Origin of the sequence: Roseburia sp. 499 (assembly GCF_001940225.2) — a bacterium.
Taxonomy (GTDB): domain Bacteria; phylum Bacillota; class Clostridia; order Lachnospirales; family Lachnospiraceae; genus Petralouisia.
Genome location: NZ_CP135164.1, coordinates 1009054 through 1030137, shown reverse-complemented (window position 1 = coordinate 1030137; position 21084 = coordinate 1009054). Strand labels below are relative to the sequence as shown.

Sequence of the window (21084 nt, the reverse complement as noted above, 5' to 3'; positions counted from 1 at the left end):
GTTAATCTTCCTTTCTCTCACGTATAATAAATTTTAATGATGTTCCTTTGAATCCAAAGGCATCTCTGATCCGGTTCTCCAGATATCTGGTATAGGAGAAATGCATCAATTCCTTATCATTTACAAAAATAACAAAGGTTGGCGGCTTTACTGCTACCTGCGTAATATAATACAGTTTTAGCCTCTTTCCCTTATCGGATGGCGGCTGTTGCATTGCAACTGCCTCAGACATAATCTCATTCAACACTCCTGTAGCCACACGCATAGAATTGTTTTCCAAAACCATATCAATCATTTCAAACAACTTCTGGGTACGCTGCCCTGTTTTAGCAGAAATAAATAAAATTTCTGCATATGGCATAAAACTCAAAATCTGACGAATACGCTCTGTATGCTTATAAATGGTCTTATCATCCTTTTCAATGGCATCCCACTTATTTACTGCAATAATAATTCCTTTTCCACGTTCATGAGCGATTCCGGCAATCTTAGCATCCTGTTCCGTTACACCTTCTGTTGCATCAATCACGATAATCACTACATCAGCACGTTCTACCGCCGTAACTGCACGAATAATACTGTAACGTTCCAGTTCTTCCTTTATTTTATTCTTACGACGCAATCCTGCTGTATCTATAAATACATATTCGGTACCATTATATTTTATTGCAGTATCAATAGCATCTCTGGTAGTTCCTGCAATATCGGATACAATCACTCTATCCTCACCTACCAGCTTGTTAATCAACGAAGACTTTCCTACATTTGGTTTTCCAATGATGGCCACTTTTGGTCTATCATCCTCTACCTCGTCTTCTACATCCTCTGGAAAATGCTTTGCCACTTCATCCAGCATATCTCCCAATCCCAATCGGGAAGCGGCAGAAATCGGAATCGGATCACCAATTCCAAGATTATAAAATTCATATACATCCGGCATGAATTTTTCAAAACTATCTACCTTATTTACCACTAATATTACAGGCTTATGAGAACGGCGTAACATATCTGCCACTTTAGAATCTGCATCCACTAATCCTTGACGCACATCCACCATAAAAATAATTACATCTGCTGTATCAATAGCAATCTGTGCCTGTTCTCTCATCTGTGATAAAATAATATCCTTACTCTCTGGCTCAATTCCTCCTGTATCAATCAGGGTAAATGCCATATTCAGCCAACTCACATCTGCATATATTCTATCTCTTGTAACCCCGGGCGTATCCTGTACAATAGAAATACGTTCTCCGGCTAACACATTAAACAGTGTAGATTTTCCCACATTTGGACGTCCTACAACTGCTACTATCGGTTTACTCATATTTTCTCCTTTCCTCCTTGCTGGCGTTCTTTTCACGCCATCTAGGTATACCCGTAGGGTGTTTCCTCTTTACTGGCGTTCTTTTCACGCCATCTAGGTATACCCTAAGGGTGTTTCACAAGGCAGGACACCAAGTCCCGACCGCTTGATTTTACAATATCTATTGGTACTTGTAAAGTTTTTTTCAATTCATCTAATGTAATATCGTCTAATAAAACTTCTTCTCCACTACGCAAAAGGTTGCAAGGTAATAATAATTTTTCTCCCAGATTCCTATCCTTTAACTGCGCAATTAAGTCTTGTCCGGTTAATAATCCCGATACCGTAATTCTTTCTCCAAAGAAATCATTTCTGATGGATACTACTTCAATTTTTGCCTGTGGAAACTTCTTACTGAAATCTTCACTAAGTTCCTGTAGTGTTGGTGCTGCAAGCAATCCCGTTGCTATGGTAATATGATATTCTTCCTTCGTAACTTCATCTGTTCCAAGTTGCTCCAATGCTTCTGCAAATTCATCTCTTAAAAGACGAAGCATTCCTACACCATTTTCCAATTGAATATAGCCATCATAATTATCCGCTTTTGGAAGTTCACGCTCTGCCAGTAGATACCATTCGTCACTGGCATGAATAAAGTGAAGTCCATACTGTTTCACACATTCCTTCTGATATCTTTCAATCATATCAATGACTTCACAAGCATCCTCTTTTTCAAAAGGCTCTAACGGATATAGCCCATCTCGGTACTTACTTAATCCTACCGGAACGACAGATACACTTTCCATAATAGGCATATACTCCATTAACTCTTGAATACTCCGTTCCAGTTCTGCACCATCATTGACTCCTTTACAAAGCACAATCTGTCCATTCATTGGAATTCCCGCTTCATAAAGCCGCTCTAACTTTTTCAACGCATCTCCTGCAAAACGATTATTTAACATCTTACAACGCAATTCAGGATTCATAGTCTGTACCGATACATTGATAGGTCCAAGCTTGTACTCAATAATTCTATCCAAATCATGTTCCTTCATATTTGTAAGAGTCACATAATTTCCTTGCAAAAAAGACAGTCTGGAATCATCATCCTTAAAATAAAGAGTATCACGCATTCCCTTTGGCATCTGGTCAATAAAACAAAAAATACATTTATTATGACAGGATTTGTAATCATCCATCAAACCATTTTCAAATTCGATTCCCAAATCATCTTCATATTCTTTTTCAATTTCCAATTCCCATTCTTCACCGTCGGGCTTTCGTATCACTACGGTAAGATATTCCTCATTCGTATAATAATGATAATCAAAAATATCCTCTATCTCGTGGTCGTTCACAGAAACTAGCACATCTCCCGGTTCTACTTCCAGTTCCTCTGCGATACTTCCTGGCAAAACCTTATATATGATATGTTCTTTCAAACCGTTCTCTCCTATTTCATTTTTAAAATACTTTCATCAGTATAACAGAATTTTTTTAAATAGTAAATGCCATGAAAAATCCCTTTTTCTTTTGGGATTTTTCATGACAACTTCCTCTTTTCCTTATTTATGTAACTAACGCATATTCTGTTCTATTTGACTTAAAGTGTCTTCTATTATTCTCAACATCACACGCATCAATACTGGCGCATCCTGCAAATCACAACTAAAAGTAAAAAATAATTCTCTTCCTTCTATATTCATAATGGAAATTATGTTGTACAAATCACGCATAGGTGCATTAGACTTAAAAGTTAATATCGCAGCATTATGTTTTTCTCCCTTTTTCTCTAACAATTCTCCCATAACAAATCCGGGAGCCATACGCGCATAACTGCTCTGATATTCTGCAATCCGCTTGCCAACCTGCTCTTGTTCTAATTCATTTTCATTTTTTACAATACCTAAAACTGCTTTTTTCTCCGGTTCTATAAATGCACTGTCAAATGCAATATTATTATAATACATTTGCACTTCATCTTCTGTCATAGTTCTAAACTCTTCCGGTAATTTTATATTTATGCCTTCATATAATATTTTTTCCATCTTATTTACTCGCCTCCCAGTCGGAATTTTCATACCCAAAATCTGCATCACTGCTTCCGCTCTTTACTAACTTTCCGGTATCTGAGTTGTAAATATTAATCTCCACTCTCCAACTATCACTATCTACACCTGAAAACAACTGATAGGAAGCACATAGAAATTCTGCATAAATCACAAATACCCCCGCTTTATCCCATGGAAGATTCAAATTATAATATGCATCTACCTGTGTGTAGGAATCGTTATGCTCCAAACGGTAGTTCTCATCATATTCCTTAAATTGTTCCTGCAAGTCTTCCAGCAATTCTCCTCTTGATGGTAACCAGTATTCCTGCTGTTGCTGTTCAGTAATCTCTACTGTTACAGTTCCATCTTCATTCTCATATACATCAATATAATCATCTTCTCCCTCTTTTATATTTTCTATCAGTCCTTCCACACCTTTTCCGGAAAGATTGATAAACTTTTGTGGTAATTTTACCTTAATAATATCTTCTTCTTTTTTCTCATTACTCCCAGAACTATTTTCAACCTCTATCTCTTTCTTTTCAGGTTGTGTCTGACTATACCCACAACCTGAAATACTTAATGCAAATATGATTATTAAAATGCAACCGTTATTAATATATTTTCTTTTCATAATCATTCCTTATTTACTTGCCTCCCAGTCGGAATTTTCATACCCAAAATCTGCATCACTGCTTCCGCTCTTTACTAACTTTCCGGTATCTGAATTATAAATATTAATCTCCACTCTCCAACTATCACTATCTACACCTGAAAACAACTGATAGGAAGCACATAGAAATTCTGCATACATTACATAAACAATCGCTTTATCGGCAGGAAGGTCTAAATTATAATATGCATCTACTTGCGTATAAGAATCGTTGTGTTCCAAACGATAATTCTCGTCATATTCCTTCAACTTTTCCTGCAAGTCTTCTAACAATTCTCCTCTGGAATTCAACCAATATTCCTGCTGTTCTTTCGTAATCTCTATCGTTACTGTTCCATCTACATTTTCATAAATATCTAAACAATTCCCTCCACCTCTAATTTCTTCTACTGTTTCTTCCACCGACTTTCCTGATATGTTAATAATTCTATAATCCAAATTTACTTTAATAATATCTTCTTCGTTTCTTTCCTTGCCACCAGAACTATTTTCATTCTCTAACACTATCTCTTTATTTTTATCCTGATTCTGACTGGCGCCGCAACCCGAAATACTAAGGACAAATATTATTATTAAAATACAACTCTTTTTTATATATTTTCTTTTCACTGAATAACGCCTCCTTACAACACACATAATCCTAGCGATGCACCTCCTGTCGGTATCGCAAGGATAAGACCGCCCACACATATGATTCCTCCGACTACAAACACAACCGTTTCCCAATCATCATCCGTATCTTCTATCTCTGGAATCTCCACCACTTCTGTTTCATATACCGTAACAGGACACGGCGTCCAGCCGTTATTCTTTGTTTTCTCAATACCGATTGTAGAGGTAATCGTCCCTTTTCCGATTTCTGTTGCTACAGATTCCTCCAAAATCATCTTTTCATATGCAAATGATGTCTTTACCTTGTAAGTTGTATCACCATTTTTATATGTTCCTTCCATCTCACAGGCTCCGCCAGAGCTAAATTTTACAGAACCATTGTCCGTCTTCGCCGAAACGTCCACATCTCCACCTACAAGACCTTTATCAATGCTTACACCATCGGTCAGATTCTTTGACCATGACATCTCCTTAAGCTTCAGTCTCTGGTCGCTTATCACAAGGTCAATATCAATATCCGAATCATTGTCATATTTTCCTGATACCGAATAATAGAGGGTAACATCCGGACCGATTGGTACTTGAAGCTTATCTCCCACCTTGATATTGGGAAGTACATCAATCACCCCTGAAATAACTCTGCTCAAAACATTTTTTAACTGTTCGTCATCTAATTCCTCTAGCTCCTCCTGGGTCAGACCAGTCTGACCCAGAATTAACAGGATTTCTTTTGTCTTTTCATAATCGGAAAAGAATCCAGTCAGTCTGCCATTCACAACATCAGTACGAAACACCCCCGTACTGGGGTCTACTACCTTTGTCAGCTCCAAAATCAATTTTCCTATGGACTCTAACTGTTCTTTGCAGGCAGACATTCTTACCGCATAGCTGGTATCAACCTCTTTTACTGCGTTAAAAATATTTTCAATTTCCTGCACTGTTGTATTATTTTTATCAATTACTTTTTTATGATATGCATTCACATCATTAATATAATGCTGAATATCCAATGCTCCAATCCATGATTCAAAATCACACCATCGGTCTCCAATCCAGTCTGTAAAATCACACCATTTCTCACTTTCCACCTGTGCAACCAGGTTTATCAATTCCTCCTTTGATGCATCTGAAAAATCACGTTTCATCTTCCTCCCCCCCTCTTAATCCCTTTCTCTTTTCATTTTCGTAGCGATTGCCTTATCCTGTTCCTCATATTCTTTCTTTGTATAATCCAGAAATGATATTGTACCGGATAATAATGCTCCCATTTTAATCTGAAGCCCTGCATATACTTTCGCGATTTCTTCTAACTGATTTACCGTTCCGCCACCACCTACTGTTTCCGGACTATTTACTTCATGATTCAACCAATTACTTTGTAACGTCTTAAGCTCTGAAATAAAAACATTCAAAGCATTAATGTCAATCTCAATCTTACCCATATGATACTCCTCTCCTTAAAAAAGATATTCATCCGCGCTATCTACCTGTGTCAAAAAATCAGATACCTGCTTCTTAGCAATAACTGAAATTTCTTCCATTTGCCCATCTAGTTTTTTCGCATAAGTAATGTATACGTCTAACGCCTTTGCTACTTCTCCTGACTTAATTGCATTTTTTCTAACCTTTTCTAAAGCTGCAATATAATCCTTTACCATCGTATTCAGTATTTGTCCCTGGGTTTCAAAATAATTTCCCATAGTGGTACAATATTCATCATCAATAATCAAATCTTTTTCTGCCATCTTTTGCTCCCTTTTCATTATCTATACTGTAATTTTCTTAATTCCGTTTCCCAATATGTAATTCGCTGTTTCCGATAATTTAACTCTCTTGTTAAATCTTCCCTTTGGGTAAAAATTTTATCTAATTCCCGCACAATTGTGTCTTTCGCATCTGACAACCCATTATATGCGTTCATAAATTCTGTACCATTAAGTAAATCATTCATTCCGGAATAATACCGTGAAGCAATTTTTATTTGCGCTGTTTTAGCGAAAACTCCTGACAATCCTCTCTTTCGTACATCTTGCTTATTACCAAAATTTGTTTGCAATGTTGAGAATTTACTTCGCAAATATTCCAAATCTTCCATCTGTTCTTCTAATTCCCGAATCTGGCTTTGATAAGAATCCACCATATCCTCATTCCTTCGTATCTTACTCCTTATCTCATATTCTGTCATTCTTCTGCTCCCTTCTTCCCATTTATCATTTTACTTCCATTTTTTGTTGATTTTATTTAAAAAGGAAAATATTTCCTTTTTTTTGCACGAATTCTATTATAACAGTTTACATATTTCTTGTAAACACAGACACAAAAACAAAAAGTGTCTCTGAAGCCACTACTTCAAAGACACTTTGTAATTCTCATTCTTATCTAAATACCTGCTCTTTTTTACGTTCTAGTTCTTCCACAATCTCAAGAATCTTTTGGAATTCCCCAATCACTTCTTTCGAAAGCTGTTGTGCACGCTCTAACTCTTCCTGCGCTTTTATTTCATCTTCATCCCATACTGCCTGAATTGCACTTTTTCCGATTCCATGAAGTTCATTATGCTTTGCTTCAATTCCATCCCATACACTCTTTATCTGTGTATTCTTCGGTTTCATCGCATAATAAGAGTGCCCAAATCCACATTTAGAAGCATCTGTCTGAAGTGGAACAATAACCCCTTCTGTTACAATTTTTTCTAAGGTGCTTACCCAATTCTGATGAGCTGTAATAGCTCCCTGAACAGCATTTACAAACATCTGATTATCTAGCATATAAAATACATCTTCTGACATTCTTCCCATACGCTTTGCCGTTTCGTCCATCTGACTCTCAATGACAGACACCGGTTTAATAATCTCTTCCAAGGAATTACTTACCTGCTTCATAGTATTTGCCTGTTCATTTAAAACTACCGTTTCTTCCTCTACCTTCACCGCCTGCTCTTCTAATTGAACAACAGAACTGTAGATTTCCTGACTTGCAGAAACTGTCGTAGTAATGAATACTTGACAAAAATCCATCCATATTAGCAGTAAGGCTTTTGTCTCATCTGCCAAATTACGAATCTCCTCTGCTACTACTGCAAATCCTTTTCCTGCTTCTCCTGCTCTAGCTGCCTCTATACTGGCATTCAGAGCTAACAGGTTGGTCTGTGCTGAAATTCCATTAATAGCAGCAATTACCTCATTCATATGTGATATAATTTCCAGTAATTTTTCCATATCAGCTTTCATTTCCATGGAATTATCAATGGTCTTACCAGAAACTTCCATCACAGTCTGCAACTGATTCTCGCTTTCTTTGATTCCTTTTAAAATTTCCTCCGAACTGTCCGAAACAGTTCCTATATTCTCTGTCAGATTCTCGTGAGCTGCTGCTACTTCTGAGGTACTCTGGGCTCGCTACTACTGCAATCTCCCGAACCCCTCTGCCACTCTTGAAAGTTCTCCACTTACCCTTGTGACTAACTTAGAATTATCACCTAATGCCAAATCCAAAGCACTCATCTTCATCAAAGCATCCAACACACTTTGGACAGATGTCTCAAATTCCTTCTTCCCCTGTTCCAATCTCTTTTAAATATTTTCCGCTTCTGGTATCCCACTATTGTTCATCGGTGTCATGGTACTAATACTTCTTAATATTTCTTCATATTTTTTGCCACCATTCCTCATATGTACAACCTCCATACCTTATATTCTATATAATCTATTTTAACACCATGAATATGTTTTGTAAATGTGAATACGTCAAGTCCTAATCGGATAGGAGGATAATCATTAGCTGATTATCCGTCCTTCCAGTCGAGTAAGTAAGAGGACTCTCACCTCAAACTTCTCACGGAACCGTACGTGAAAGTCTCCCTTCATACGGCTCTTATCATTTAACAATACAAATACATTTTGCTCCAATGAGCAAATAACTTAGGCTCTCGTTTTCTTACAGACAAGAGCCATTTTTCTGCCCTTTGTCTGTGTCCACGGAAATTTTTATATTTACACATTGCCCATTTAACTAATCTACGCTCTACACACTGAAGTGTATATTTCATCGCTGAAGGATTGAATTTCCCAAAGTAGTTAATCCAACCTCTCAACATTGGATTTAAAATTTTTGCAATCATGTCGATTTTACACCCAGTTTTCTTGTGAATTTCTAACGATTTTATCTTATCCCTGAATGTTTTAGCTGACGTTTTACTGACTGATGCAATAAAGTTTGAACGCATTTTCCCATCTTTACACATAATGTATACAGCTTTGAAGGTATATCCAAGAAAATCAAACTCTGTTAAATCCTCATTCCTCGTTCTATCCTTGTCTTTGCAGTACACAATTCTTGTTTTAATCGGATGTAGTTCAAGTTTGCACTCTGCAAATCTCTTTACCAAACATTCCTTTATGAAAAGAGCCTCTCCTTTAGTTTTACAATGTACAACTCCATCATCTGCATATCTTTCAAATGGTGCCTGTGGAAAATTTCTTTTCATCCACATATCAAAGACATAATGTAAGAACATATTCGCAAGCACAGGACTAATAACTCCACCCTGTGGTGTTCCCGCATTTCGCTCTATTACCTCGCCATTCCTCAATACAAAAGGAGTTTTGAGCCACCTTTCAATGTACATGCATATCCACACCTCTTTGACATGTCTTCGCACAACTCTCATTAGTAACTCATGGTCAATGTTATCAAATAGACCTTTCACGTCCAATTCTATTACATAATCATAGTACCAACATCTCTTTCTTGTCATCTCTATCGCATCCAAAGCTGACTTGTTAGGTCTATATCCATAAGAGTCATCACAAAACATAGGCTCTACTGCACTTTCCACGTACATTCTTGCCACCATTTGTGCCACTCTATCTGTTATAGTTGGTATACCTAATCGTCTGACACCTCCTGTTTTCTTTGGTATTTCTACCGCCATTACAGGTGATGGAAAATAACTGCCTGAACTCATTCGATTCCATATTTTATAGAGATTGTTATTGAGTTTTCCTTCAAACTTTTCAAAATCTATACCGTCTATTCCAGCACTTCCTTTATTAGCCTTAACTCTTTTGTATGCTTCAATGACAGCCTTCTTTGGTATTTCGTATTGCTTGCTCTCGTTCATCAAATCCTCCTAGTTTTCTAGTTGTTCTCAAATTCAAGCTCAATGATGTCATCCCTTTGCTCCATCACCATTACAGTGACTTCATAACTACTACGAATGACTCCGCCCCTACAGTCTACTTTTCTACTTTCGGTCTTGCCTTTCTGCGACTTGTACCTTTTCGATTTTCATTAGTCTGTAGGTTCCCATGTTTCACACAGAAGCCTAATACATGCTCATGCCATCTTAATGCCGTTCCACAGATAATCAGCGTTACAGGTATCCATTATCTTTATCCCCACCTAGTGGTGAAAAGTGAGTTTTGCAGAAATCTTACGCTTTCGACACTTCATCAATGGTTCACTTGCGTTCATCTTCATGTATCCTATCTGACTATTAGTTTGTAGCCTTTTCTCTAATCGCTTACTACCATAGGCTTGACTACAGCAGCATTAGAGTGATTTGACAGATTTGCCTGTTCAATCCCTGCCGAAGGACCTGCCTTCATCTTCTGTGCGCCTTTCATGGCACACCACCACCTGGCATACCGTTCGGTACCAAGGCGGTTCCTTAGTTTTCACATATTTTCAAATAGAACTCTGTGAATGTTGGGTATCCAAGTTCACGGAGTTTCTTATTGTTAAATGCAGTCTGCAAGACAAAATATCCACTGCAATACCAGTTTCCATTTCGCATATTGGCGCAAATCCACGCCTTCTCCTTATCCACACCTAACTTTTTGAGTTCTCTAAATTTTGTTCTGACCCTCTTCCATTGTTTCCAATAGATTGCCCTTATTTTATGGCGTAGCCATTCATCTGTTTCTTTTAAGAGTTTCTTCATATCTGCCATTCCAAAGTAGTTTACCCAACCTCTTATAAACTGTGTCAGTTTTAATGCTCGATATTCATTTCCCCATCCATTACTTCTATTTGTCAGTTCTCTGATTTTATTCTTCATCTTTGTAACTGATTTTGGATGTACTCTGAATCTACATTTTCCTCGGTAGTTATAAAAACTGTATCCAAGGTATTTGACTTTGCTGATATGTGATACACAAGTCTTTTCTCGATTTACTTTTAAGAAAAGTTTTCCTTCAATAAATGGTGTGATGTTTTCCAAGGTTCTTTCTGCACTTTTTCTGCTTTTACAGAATATCATACAGTCATCTGCATAGCGCACAAATCTGTGTCCTCTGCGTGTTAGTTCCTTGTCTAGTTCATTCAGCATTATGTTACTGAGTAACGGGCTAAGTGGTCCACCTTGTGGCATTCCCACTTCTGTCCTTTCAAGTCCCCCTCTGCTGATTATTCCAGCATTGAGGTATTTGTGAATGAGCGAGATAACTCTTCCATCCTTGATGGTTCGTGATAATACTTCTATGAGTTTGCTTTGGCATACAGTATCAAAGAATTTCTCCAAATCCATATCTACCACATATCCGTAACCATCATTTACATTTGTCTGGCATTGCTTTAGTGCATCTTGTGCACCTCTGCATGGGCGAAAGCCATAACTGTTTTCTGAAAACTGTTCTTCATAAATAGGAGAGAGTACTTGTGTGATTGCCTGTTGAAAGACACGGTCAACTACCGTTGGTACTCCCAGTTTTCTGAACTCGCCTTTTGTTTCTTTGGGTATCTCTACCCTTCGGACTGGATTAGGTTTATATTTACCATCCATTAACTGTTGTTTCAGTTGCTTTCCGTTGTCTCTGAGAAACGATAGAAGTTCATCCACGCTCATCCCATCGACTCCGCCTGCTCCTTTATTAGATTTTACCTTCTTGTATGCTTGATTAAGATTGTCATTCGATAAAATCTTTTCCATCAGTTTGTCCGTTTGAAAATCTGTGACGATGTCGTTGTTTTCAGTAATCCTCTGACAGGCGGACACTTCTGCATACTCTTTCTGTTCCGCAGATACCATTTGCAGATAGTCTTCAATATGAAGTTGTCTGTCCTTGAATCCATCTTTGGTTACTTTCATTTACTCACATCTCCTAAAGTTCAGTCCTTCCCACCATGTTTGCAACCACAATGGTACTATGACCTCTGCTGACTTCTTGCCATTCGTTGTTACTACAAGTTTCATACTCTGTTTCCACTTGATGACAAGACCTCCCTTGGTACCACACGTTTCTTTCACTCCACATATCTGCCACATTTACCATAGTTAATTCCGAGTAGTTATTGGACTTTAGTTTGCTTAGCAACCTTATCCTTAACTATAGCCTGATGTGATTTCTGTTCGTCAGACCGGAGATTTGCCATCCGACTTCCTTCAGATTCCACCTCGCGATGGACACCCTTGTCTTTGGCTGTATCCTTCCCACTACTAGGGCGGATTAGGGACTTTCACCCATTAGAAACGTGCGCCGCAAGGCGCACTAACGCAAAAAGAGAGTATCCTTTGTGGGATACTCTCTTTCGAACTTGATTTATGAATTCAAATTAGTTCTCACCATATAATGTGATTAACTTATTCAGATATTCATAACGTTCTTTTGCATTTTCTTCAGACTGAGCAAACAGTTCTTCTGCTCTTTCCGGATTGAATCTTGCAAGAGCATTGTAACGAACTTCTCCGTTTAAGAATGCCTTGTAATCTCCGGTAGGAGCCTTGCTGTCTAAGGAGAATGCTGCCTTTCCTGCTTTCTTCAATTCTGGATTGAAGCGGAATGTATGCCAGTAACCAGCTTCTACAGCGTTCTTCTCTTCTGTCTGAGCTTTGCTCATACCAATCTTGATACCATGGTTGATACATGGAGCGTAAGCAATAATCAAGGATGGTCCTGGATATGCTTCAGCTTCTGCGATTGCCTTTACACACTGGTTGTAATCAGCACCCATTGCGATCTGTGCAACGTATACATAACCATAGCTCATTGCGATGGAAGCAAGGTCTTTCTTCTTAACTTCTTTTCCGCCTGCTGCGAACTGAGCAGTTGCTCCGGTAGGAGTAGACTTAGAAGACTGTCCACCTGTATTGGAGTAAACTTCTGTATCGAATACCATTACGTTGATATCCTGTCCGCTTGCTAATACATGGTCAACACCACCGAATCCGATGTCGTATGCCCATCCGTCACCACCGAAGATCCACTGGGACTTCTTAGCAAGGAAATCTTTCTCAGCAAGGATTTCTTTGGAAGCATCGCATCCGCAACCTTCTAATGCTGCGATTAACTTATCAGTAGCTGTTCCGTTCAGAGCACCTACAGTATAAGTATCTAACCATTCTTTTCCAGCAGCTGCAACATCAGCGTTCTTTCCTTCAGCAACTAATGCTTCTACTTTTGTTCTTAATTTTCCTCTGATTGCCTTCTGAGCTAATAACATACCGTATCCAAACTCAGCAGCATCTTCGAATAAGGAGTTAGACCATGCAGGACCCTGTCCTTTTTCGTTTACAGTATAAGGTGTAGAAGGTGAGGAGTTACCCCAGATAGAAGAACATCCTGTTGCGTTTGCAATGTACATTCTGTCACCGAATAACTGTGTGATTAATTTAGCGTAAGGTGTCTCACCACATCCACCACAAGCTCCGGAGAACTCAAGTAATGGCTGTTTGAACTGAGATCCTTTTACAGTTGTTTCTTTGAACTTATCTACAACTTCTGGTTTCTTTGCTACAGTTAAACCAAAGTCGAAGTATTTCTGCTCTCCAACATTTGCTTCGCAGTTTGCCATAGAAAGTGCTTTTTCGCCTTTCTTTCCTGGACATACGTTAGCACAAGAACCACATCCGGTACAGTCAAGTGCGGAAATAGTCATGCTGAACTTGTATCCTGGCATTCCTGTCATGTCAAGCATCTGCATTCCTTCTGGAGCCTTAGCAGCTTCTTCTTCTGTCATTGCAACTGGACGAATTACTGCATGAGGACATACATAAGAACAGATGTTACACTGGATACAGTTATCTGGATTCCATACTGGAACGTCTACTGCGATACCACGTTTTTCGAATGCAGCAGATCCGGATGGAGTCTGTCCATGTTCGTATTCCTTAACAACAGATACTGGAATCTTGTTACCTTCCTGAGCATTAACAGGAATCTGGATGTTGTTAACGAAATCAACAACGTCTTTTCTATCACCTGTTGCAACTTTTGCAAAGCTTTCATCTTTAGCATCTTTCCAGCTTGCAGGTACATCAATCTTAACAACTCCGGTTGCTCCGGCATCGATAGCATCGTAGTTCATCTGTACGATCTTATCACCTTTCTTACCGTAAGTAGCCTTTGCAGCTGCCTTCATCAGTTCGATTGCTCTTTCTTCTGGAATGATTGCTGCCAGTTTGAAGAATGCAGACTGAAGTACAGTGTTGATACGTCCACCAAGTCCGATTTCTTTACCAATCTTGATACCATCGATGGTATAGAACTGGATATCGTTCTCAGCAATGTATCTCTTAACCTGTCCTGGTAAATGACTCTCTAATTCTTCCGGTGACCAAGAACAGTTCAATAAGAATGTTCCGCCTGGTACTAATTCCTGAACCATGTTGTACTTACGAACGTAAGATGGGTTATGACAAGCAACAAAGTTAGCCTGCTTAATTAAGTATGTAGACTTAATTGCCTTCTTACCGAAACGTAAGTGAGACATAGTAACACCACCGGACTTCTTGGAGTCATAGTCAAAGTATGCCTGAGCGTACATGTCTGTGTTATCTCCAATGATCTTGATGGAGTTTTTGTTAGCACCAACGGTACCGTCAGCACCAAGTCCCCAGAATTTACAGTTAATGGTTCCTTCTGGTGTTGTTACAGGGTCTTCTTTTACTTCAAGAGACAAGTTTGTAACATCATCATAGATACCGATTGTAAATCTTTCTTTTTCTGTATTGTTGTATACAGCAATAATCTGTCCAGGAGTTGTATCCTTAGAACCTAATCCGTAACGTCCGCTTGTAACCTGAACGCTTTCGAATTTTGTTCCCTTTAATGCTGCAACTACATCTAAGTATAATGGCTCTCCAAGAGATCCTGGTTCTTTTGTTCTGTCTAATACAGCGATTAACTTAACAGTTTCTGGGATAGCAGCTACGAAAGCTTCTTTGCTGAATGGTCTGTATAAACGAACCTTAACAACTCCGACTTTTTCTCCCTTTGCAGCTAAATAATCAATTGTTTCATCGATGGTATCACATACGGAACCCATAGCGATGATAACTTTTTCAGCATCAGCAGCACCATAGTAGTTGAACAGTTTGTAATCTGTTCCGATTTTAGCATTAACTTTGTCCATGTACTTCTGTACGATTGCAGGCAGTGCATCGTATGTAGAGTTACAAGACTCTCTGGTCTGGAAGAAGATATCCGGGTTCTGTGCAGAACCATCCTGACGTGGATGATTTGGATTCAATGCATTCTTACGGAATTCATCGATTGCATTCATATCAACCATATCTTTCAAATCTTCATAATCCCATGTTTCGATTTTCTGAATCTCGTGAGAGGTTCTGAATCCATCGAAGAAGTTAATGAAAGGAAGTTTTCCTTCCAAAGCAGCACAGTGTGCAACTGGAGTTAAGTCCATAACTTCCTGTACGGAAGATTCACACAACATTGCTACACCAGTCTGACGACAAGCATATACGTCAGAATGATCTCCAAAAATATTTAACGCATGGCTTGCGATACAACGAGCGGATACATTGAATACTCCCGGAAGTCCTTCACCAGCAATTTTGTAAAGGTTTGGAATCATCAATAATAATCCCTGGGATGCAGTGTAGGTTGTTGTTAAAGCACCTGCTGCCAAAGAACCGTGTACAGTACCTGCTGCACCAGCTTCAGACTGCATTTCAGTTACCTGAACTGTCTGTCCGAAAATGTTCTTTCTTCCCTGTGTTGCCCATTCGTCTGTAGCTTCAGCCATAACAGAAGATGGTGTGATTGGGTAGATGGCTGCAACATCTGTGTATGCATAAGAAGCATGAGCTGCTGCATGGTTACCATCCATGGTTTTCATAGATCTCTTCATTAGATTTTCCTCCTACCTAAAATTAGGCATATCTGCCCCTATGAAGAACAAATATGCAGGTTATTTGAATGTTGATAAATTTTTTCACATTCTCTACCTTCAACTATACTCAAAATGTCACAAAAAATCAATAGCTTTTCCCTTTATTTTATGTATTTTTCTTCAAACACCAAAAGTGGAATTGGGCGTTCAAACAGAAATCCCTGACCATACTCGAAACTGCATTTTTTCAAAAACTCCCACTGCTCTTCTGTCTCAATTCCTTCCACAATAACTTTCTCCTCCGTACCATGTATCAGTCTTCCCATATTTTCAATAAACTGGCGTCCCTTTTTCCCATTTGCCTTACTCAAAAAACTTTTATCAATTTTCACTACATCTGCCGGAATATCCAGCAACATACTTAAAGAGGAGTAGCCGGTACCGAAATCATCAATTTCCACCATAAATCCCGCTTCTCTCAGTTTCTGCATCTCGCTTCTTACCAGGTCGTTTCCCTTAGTAAAAAGACTCTCTGTTATCTCAATTCCAATACACATTGGCGGAATATCATATTTTTTTGCCTCTTCCACGACTTTATGATATATTCCCCCTGCATCAAAATGCCTTCTGGAGAAATTTACAGATATAACAGGCAACTGTTTTCCTTCCTTTTTCCATTGCTGCATGGCCTGTAGCACATTCTCATATACATAAAAGTCCAATTTTATAATATCACCTGTTTTCTCTAGCGCCGGAATAAACTCATCCGGACTTACAATTTCTCCTAATGTCCGTTCCCAACGAACCAAAGCTTCCCCACCTATAAATTTTCTTTCGCCTAATTGAACCTGAGGCTGAATATAAACCTTGAACCTTTTTTCTTTCAATGCAGTTGGAAACTCTTCGACAATTTTCTTCTCGTACTCTCGCTGTTGACGCAGTTTTTCCTCATATACCCCACAAAAAATACTATCATTTCTCTTGATACTTTTTCTGGTTAAATTCGCATTTTCGATAGCAATCTCCAATTTTTCCTCAGAGTCTTCCATAAAATAAATTCCTGTAGACAATTTTATATTTTCCAAGAAATATTTCTGCTTCTGTTGCATCGTAAAGTCCTTATTTTTCTTTACCACATGCTGTAATATAGCATCCTTATTCCTTCCCCACATAAAACTGATAAATAAATCTGAATACAAACGGCAAGCAATAGAATTCTCGCTTTTCATAATCAACTCTGCAAATCCCTTTAATATCTCATTTCCTACCTCTTGTCCATAATTATCATTAATGTAAGAAAAATCATTAATATCTGTAAATACCACTGCGTACTGCAAGTCATGATTCCAATTTTCCATGCTTTCACGAACTTCTTCCTTAAATCCTTCCTCGTTATAAAGCCCCGTCAGTGCATCCCGATTTTTCAGTTTTCGTATTGTCTGATCTCCTTCCTCCTGCTGACGGCGTATTGCCACAAACACAGATAGCAGCCGCACCAATTCACAGAACATTTTTCTTTCAAATTCATTCCATTCCCTGGCCTTTTCCATATCGCAAAACATCACATAGCCCTTTTCCCCTTCAAAGTAGGAAAAGCCCACTGTCATCATTGCATATATTCCATTTTCCTCGAAAATTTTATGATGCTCTTCATCCAACTCTTTTCCATGTTGACAGTCATTAATGCATACCAGTTCACTTCTGTCCATTTTTTCTTTTATCTTTTTCCACTTCGGTCTTTCTTGCGAAAGCTGCTGTCGTGGTAAGATTCCCTGTTTTCTCTCCCATGCATTGGTACGCCTGAAACTCCCTTGCACTTCATCACATTCAAGCACTGCCACTGCACCTAAATCATACTGCCTTCCGATTTTTTCGATGACAGTATTTAATGAATTGTTTACATCTTTCGCATGAGACAACAACAGAAATGATTTCGTCAGAAAATCTTCTTCTGCATTTTGTTTTTTCTCATTAATATCCCAACTGGAAGTCAAAAAGTATGGTGTTCCATCCTGATATCCGCAAAATCGTATTTTTACAGCTAACCAATGGATTTTCCCCCGTTTATCATGTATCCGGAATTCACACTCCTGCACTTCTTCCCTCTGTAATGCCCGCTCTGTCGCCCTTTGCATCTTTCGCAAGTCCGGCTTATAAATAATGTCAAAAAAATCATTGGACATACTGCTTATTTCTTCCCGTGTATATCCACTTGGCGCAAAAAACTCCTCATTTCCATCAATAATTTTCCACTTTTCTCCCCCCTGAATCACAGCACATCCGCTCGGCATCTGTTGTATTAACGCACTAAATCCATCTGTTTTTTCTTTCCCATCCTGCCAAATCGTACCTTTTATCTTAACATCTCCCATACTCTTCTCCTATCGCCTAATAAAAGTCCCATCTGCCATTGTCACGTTCTAACTTATTAACTTCATTATACTCCATTAACCTACATAAATACAATATTTAAAGCACAACTTTCATAGGTTTCATGCACTTTTTTTCATAGAATAAAACTTTTTTTTCAAATAACTTGCAAAATAGCAGATATACGGTAAAATAGAAAGGACTGAGTAATTTTTGCATATGAAATAAGTAGAAAGGTGTATTATAATGATTAGTGCAAACAATGTAACTTTAAGAATCGGAAAAAAAGCTTTATTTGAAGATGTAAATATTAAATTTACAGAAGGAAACTGTTATGGTCTCATTGGTGCTAACGGTGCCGGAAAGTCTACTTTCTTAAAAATCTTAAGCGGACAGTTAGAGCCTACCAGTGGAGATATTTCCATCACTCCCGGACAACGTCTCTCCTTCTTACAGCAGGACCACTTTAAATACGATGAGTTCTCCGTACTTGATACTGTTATCATGGGAAACCAGCGTCTTTACGACATTATGAAGGAAAAGGATGCCATTTACATGAAAGAAGATTTTTCTGATGAAGATGGTATTCGTGCCAGCGAATTAGAAGCTGAATTCGCTGAAATGGACGGATGGAATGCAGAATCTGATGCTGCACAGTTATTAAACGGTCTTGGAATTGAAACAGAATTCCACTATTCTCTCATGAAGGACTTAACCGGTGCCCAGAAGGTCAAGGTATTGCTTGCCCAGGCGTTATTTGGCAACCCTGACATCCTGCTTCTCGACGAGCCTACCAACCACTTAGATCTGGATGCAATTGCATGGTTAGAAGAATTTTTGATTAATTTTGACAATACTGTTATCGTGGTATCCCATGACCGTTATTTCTTGAATAAGGTCTGCACACATACCGCAGATATTGACTACGCTAAGATTCAGCTATATGCCGGAAACTATGACTTCTGGTATGAATCCAGTCAGTTGTTAATCAAACAGATGAAAGAAGCCAACAAGAAAAAGGAAGAAAAAATCAAAGAATTACAGGAATTTATCTCCCGTTTCTCCGCAAACGCTTCTAAATCCAAACAGGCTACTTCCAGAAAGAAAGCTTTGGAGAAAATTCAGTTGGATGAAATCAAGCCTTCCAGCCGTAAATATCCTTACATTGATTTCCGTCCAAACCGTGAAATCGGTAATGAAGTCCTTGCAGTAGAAAACTTAAGCAAAACTATTGATGGTGTTAAGGTATTAGATAATATTTCTTTTATCGTGGGACATGATGATAAGATTGCTTTTGTAGGTGGAAACGAACTTGCAAAAACAACATTATTTAAAATTCTTGCCGGTGAAATGGAACCGGATGAAGGTACTTATAAATGGGGCGTTACTACTTCCCAGTCCTACTTCCCGAAGGATAACACCGAAATCTTCAATAATGACTTACAGATTGCAGACTGGTTGACCCAGTTCTCTGAAGTAAAAGACGCCACTTATGTCCGTGGTTTCTTAGGAAGAATGTTATTCGCCGGTGAAGATGGTGTTAAGAAAATGAAAGTATTATCCGGTGGAGAAAAAGTACGTGTTCTGTTATCCCGTATGATGATCGAAGGCTCCAATGTACTGATTTTAGATGAACCTACTGACCACTTGGATATGGAATCTATTACTGCATTAAATAACGGACTGATTAAGTTCCCGGGTGTTGTTTTATTTGCTTCCCGTGACCATCAGGTAGTACAGACTACTGCAAACCGTATTATCGAGTTCTTACCAAACGGAAGTCTGATTGATAAGATTACTACTTACGATGAATACTTAGAAAGCGATGAAATGGCTAGAAAACGTCAGGTATATTCTACCAGCGATGACCAGGAATCTGATGATTAAATAGGATAATAAACTTTAAGCCGGAGAAAACGAATTCTCCGGCTTGCATTTTAATAGATTATACTAAATATGCCTTTAACAACTCCAATGTATTTCTTGCTCCATCTACATGACTTCTTTCATATCCATGGGAAGCGTATACACCTGCTCCAATGAGCCCGTGACGGCAATCATATCCAGCTTCTAATGCAGCGTCTGCATCAGAACCATAGTGTGGATATACATCTACGGCAAAATCAATATTATTTTCCTTTGCAGCTTTTATCAAATTAGTTACCACATCATAGTTATAAGGTCCTACACTATCTTTGGCACAAATAGACACCTGACGTTCACTGCACTGTAGACTATCTCCTACACATCCCATATCAACAGAAAGGATCTCAGTAACGCCTTCCGGTACTGTTCCGCAGGCACCATGTCCTACTTCCTCATATACTGTTATATGATGATAAATTTTTCGTTTTGTTGTAATATTTTCTTCTTTTAAAAATTTCGCGAATCCTAGTAAAATTCCCACACTCAACTTATCATCCAGAAAACGGCTCTTGATATATCCTTTTTCTGTAATAGTGGTTCTTGGGTCAAATGCTACAATGTCACCTTCCATAATTCCAAGCTTTCTAGTCTCTTCTTCGGAAGTTACATTTTCATCCAACACTACTTCCATGTTATCATAGCTTCGTTTGGTGTTATTATATTCTCCGTTTACATGAATGGATGCATTTTCTAATTGGAAAGTTCCCTCATATTTTCCATCAAATCTGGTGATGATACGACAATTCTCTGCTTCTGCATTATTTGGATTCATTCCACCTAATGGAGACAGTTTCAATCTTCCGTTCCCTTTAATCTCACGCACCATAGCTCCTAAGGTATCCATATGTGCTTCTAACAAAATGGCATCCGTTGCATCTTCACCACCAATTTCCACCAGTACTCCTCCCTTTACCGTTTTTACCGGATGATACCCTAACGCTTCATATGTACCGATTACATAATCTGCTGCTTCCTTAGTGTATCCGGTAGGGCTGTCTATAGCCAAAACCTTCTTTGTCTGTTCTAATACATAATCCATATATTTTTCCATTTCTACTTCCTCTTTTCTG

The 21084-nt window shown here is 38.5% G+C and carries 18 protein-coding genes; 1 reads left to right on the top strand and 17 read right to left on the bottom strand.

The genetic code is table 11. The features are described 5' to 3' along the window. Nucleotide 1 precedes the first annotated feature (1 nt). The 16 genes from der to BIV20_RS05065 form a co-directional block, all read right to left on the bottom strand. Nucleotides 2-1324, bottom strand: a complete 1323-nt coding sequence (gene der / locus BIV20_RS05140; protein ID WP_075718720.1) for a ribosome biogenesis GTPase Der — start codon at nucleotides 1322-1324, stop codon at nucleotides 2-4. A gap of 104 nt (nucleotides 1325-1428) precedes the next feature. After that, nucleotides 1429-2748, bottom strand: a complete 1320-nt coding sequence (locus BIV20_RS05135; protein WP_083655096.1) for a DUF512 domain-containing protein — start codon at nucleotides 2746-2748, stop codon at nucleotides 1429-1431. A 135-nt stretch (nucleotides 2749-2883) separates the two neighbouring features. After that, complete coding sequence (locus tag BIV20_RS05130) at nucleotides 2884-3354, bottom strand: hypothetical protein (protein ID WP_075718716.1); 471 nt, start codon at nucleotides 3352-3354, stop codon at nucleotides 2884-2886. Nucleotide 3355: 1 nt separating this feature from the next. After that, nucleotides 3356-4000, bottom strand: coding sequence for a hypothetical protein (locus BIV20_RS05125; protein ID WP_075722045.1), 645 nt, complete (start codon nucleotides 3998-4000; stop codon nucleotides 3356-3358). A gap of 3 nt (nucleotides 4001-4003) precedes the next feature. Beyond that, nucleotides 4004-4642, bottom strand: a complete 639-nt coding sequence (locus BIV20_RS05120; RefSeq protein ID WP_075718714.1) for a hypothetical protein — start codon at nucleotides 4640-4642, stop codon at nucleotides 4004-4006. Nucleotides 4643-4656: 14 nt separating this feature from the next. Continuing rightward, on the bottom strand, nucleotides 4657-5790 hold the full coding sequence (locus tag BIV20_RS05115; protein ID WP_075718712.1) for a hypothetical protein: 1134 nt from the start codon (nucleotides 5788-5790) through the stop codon (nucleotides 4657-4659). A gap of 15 nt (nucleotides 5791-5805) precedes the next feature. Further along, complete coding sequence (locus BIV20_RS05110; RefSeq protein ID WP_075718710.1) at nucleotides 5806-6087, bottom strand: hypothetical protein; 282 nt, start codon at nucleotides 6085-6087, stop codon at nucleotides 5806-5808. Between the two features lie 15 nt (nucleotides 6088-6102). Continuing rightward, nucleotides 6103-6390 carry a hypothetical protein gene (locus tag BIV20_RS05105; RefSeq protein WP_075718708.1) on the bottom strand — a complete coding sequence of 96 codons (288 nt, stop codon included), beginning with the start codon at nucleotides 6388-6390 and terminating at the stop codon, nucleotides 6103-6105. Nucleotides 6391-6407: 17 nt separating this feature from the next. Beyond that, complete coding sequence (locus BIV20_RS05100) at nucleotides 6408-6830, bottom strand: hypothetical protein (protein ID WP_075718706.1); 423 nt, start codon at nucleotides 6828-6830, stop codon at nucleotides 6408-6410. 190 nt (nucleotides 6831-7020) lie between these two features. Beyond that, nucleotides 7021-7914 carry a methyl-accepting chemotaxis protein gene (locus BIV20_RS05095; protein ID WP_075718704.1) on the bottom strand — a complete coding sequence of 298 codons (894 nt, stop codon included), beginning with the start codon at nucleotides 7912-7914 and terminating at the stop codon, nucleotides 7021-7023. A 132-nt stretch (nucleotides 7915-8046) separates the two neighbouring features. After that, nucleotides 8047-8211: a hypothetical protein gene (locus tag BIV20_RS05090; RefSeq protein ID WP_158024909.1), complete on the bottom strand. Its 165-nt coding sequence runs from the start codon at nucleotides 8209-8211 to the stop codon at nucleotides 8047-8049. 314 nt (nucleotides 8212-8525) lie between these two features. After that, nucleotides 8526-9767 carry a group II intron reverse transcriptase/maturase gene (ltrA, locus tag BIV20_RS05085; protein ID WP_075718702.1) on the bottom strand — a complete coding sequence of 414 codons (1242 nt, stop codon included), beginning with the start codon at nucleotides 9765-9767 and terminating at the stop codon, nucleotides 8526-8528. A gap of 549 nt (nucleotides 9768-10316) precedes the next feature. Further along, entirely contained in the window at nucleotides 10317-11735 is a 1419-nt protein-coding gene (gene ltrA / locus BIV20_RS05080; RefSeq protein ID WP_075718700.1) for a group II intron reverse transcriptase/maturase, read from the bottom strand. Next, nucleotides 11736-11894 carry a hypothetical protein gene (locus tag BIV20_RS05075; RefSeq protein ID WP_158024908.1) on the bottom strand — a complete coding sequence of 53 codons (159 nt, stop codon included), beginning with the start codon at nucleotides 11892-11894 and terminating at the stop codon, nucleotides 11736-11738. It abuts the gene before it with no gap. Nucleotides 11895-12199: 305 nt separating this feature from the next. Further along, nucleotides 12200-15736, bottom strand: a complete 3537-nt coding sequence (nifJ, locus tag BIV20_RS05070) for a pyruvate:ferredoxin (flavodoxin) oxidoreductase (protein WP_075718698.1) — start codon at nucleotides 15734-15736, stop codon at nucleotides 12200-12202. A 143-nt stretch (nucleotides 15737-15879) separates the two neighbouring features. After that, nucleotides 15880-18090 (bottom strand): GGDEF and EAL domain-containing protein, encoded by a 2211-nt coding sequence (locus BIV20_RS05065; RefSeq protein ID WP_075718696.1) that lies wholly within the window; start codon nucleotides 18088-18090, stop codon nucleotides 15880-15882. 244 nt (nucleotides 18091-18334) lie between these two features. Here BIV20_RS05065 and BIV20_RS05060 point away from each other — a divergent pair, with 244 nt between their 5' ends. After that, the gene (locus BIV20_RS05060; RefSeq protein ID WP_075718694.1) at nucleotides 18335-19975 is read left to right on the top strand and encodes an ABC-F family ATP-binding cassette domain-containing protein; all 1641 of its coding nucleotides are present in this window, start codon (nucleotides 18335-18337) and stop codon (nucleotides 19973-19975) included. Between the two features lie 58 nt (nucleotides 19976-20033). On the opposite strand, the gene BIV20_RS05055 is transcribed toward BIV20_RS05060, so the two are convergent. Then, nucleotides 20034-21065, bottom strand: a complete 1032-nt coding sequence (locus tag BIV20_RS05055; RefSeq protein ID WP_075718692.1) for a M42 family metallopeptidase — start codon at nucleotides 21063-21065, stop codon at nucleotides 20034-20036. Between the last annotated feature and the right edge of the window lie 19 nt (nucleotides 21066-21084).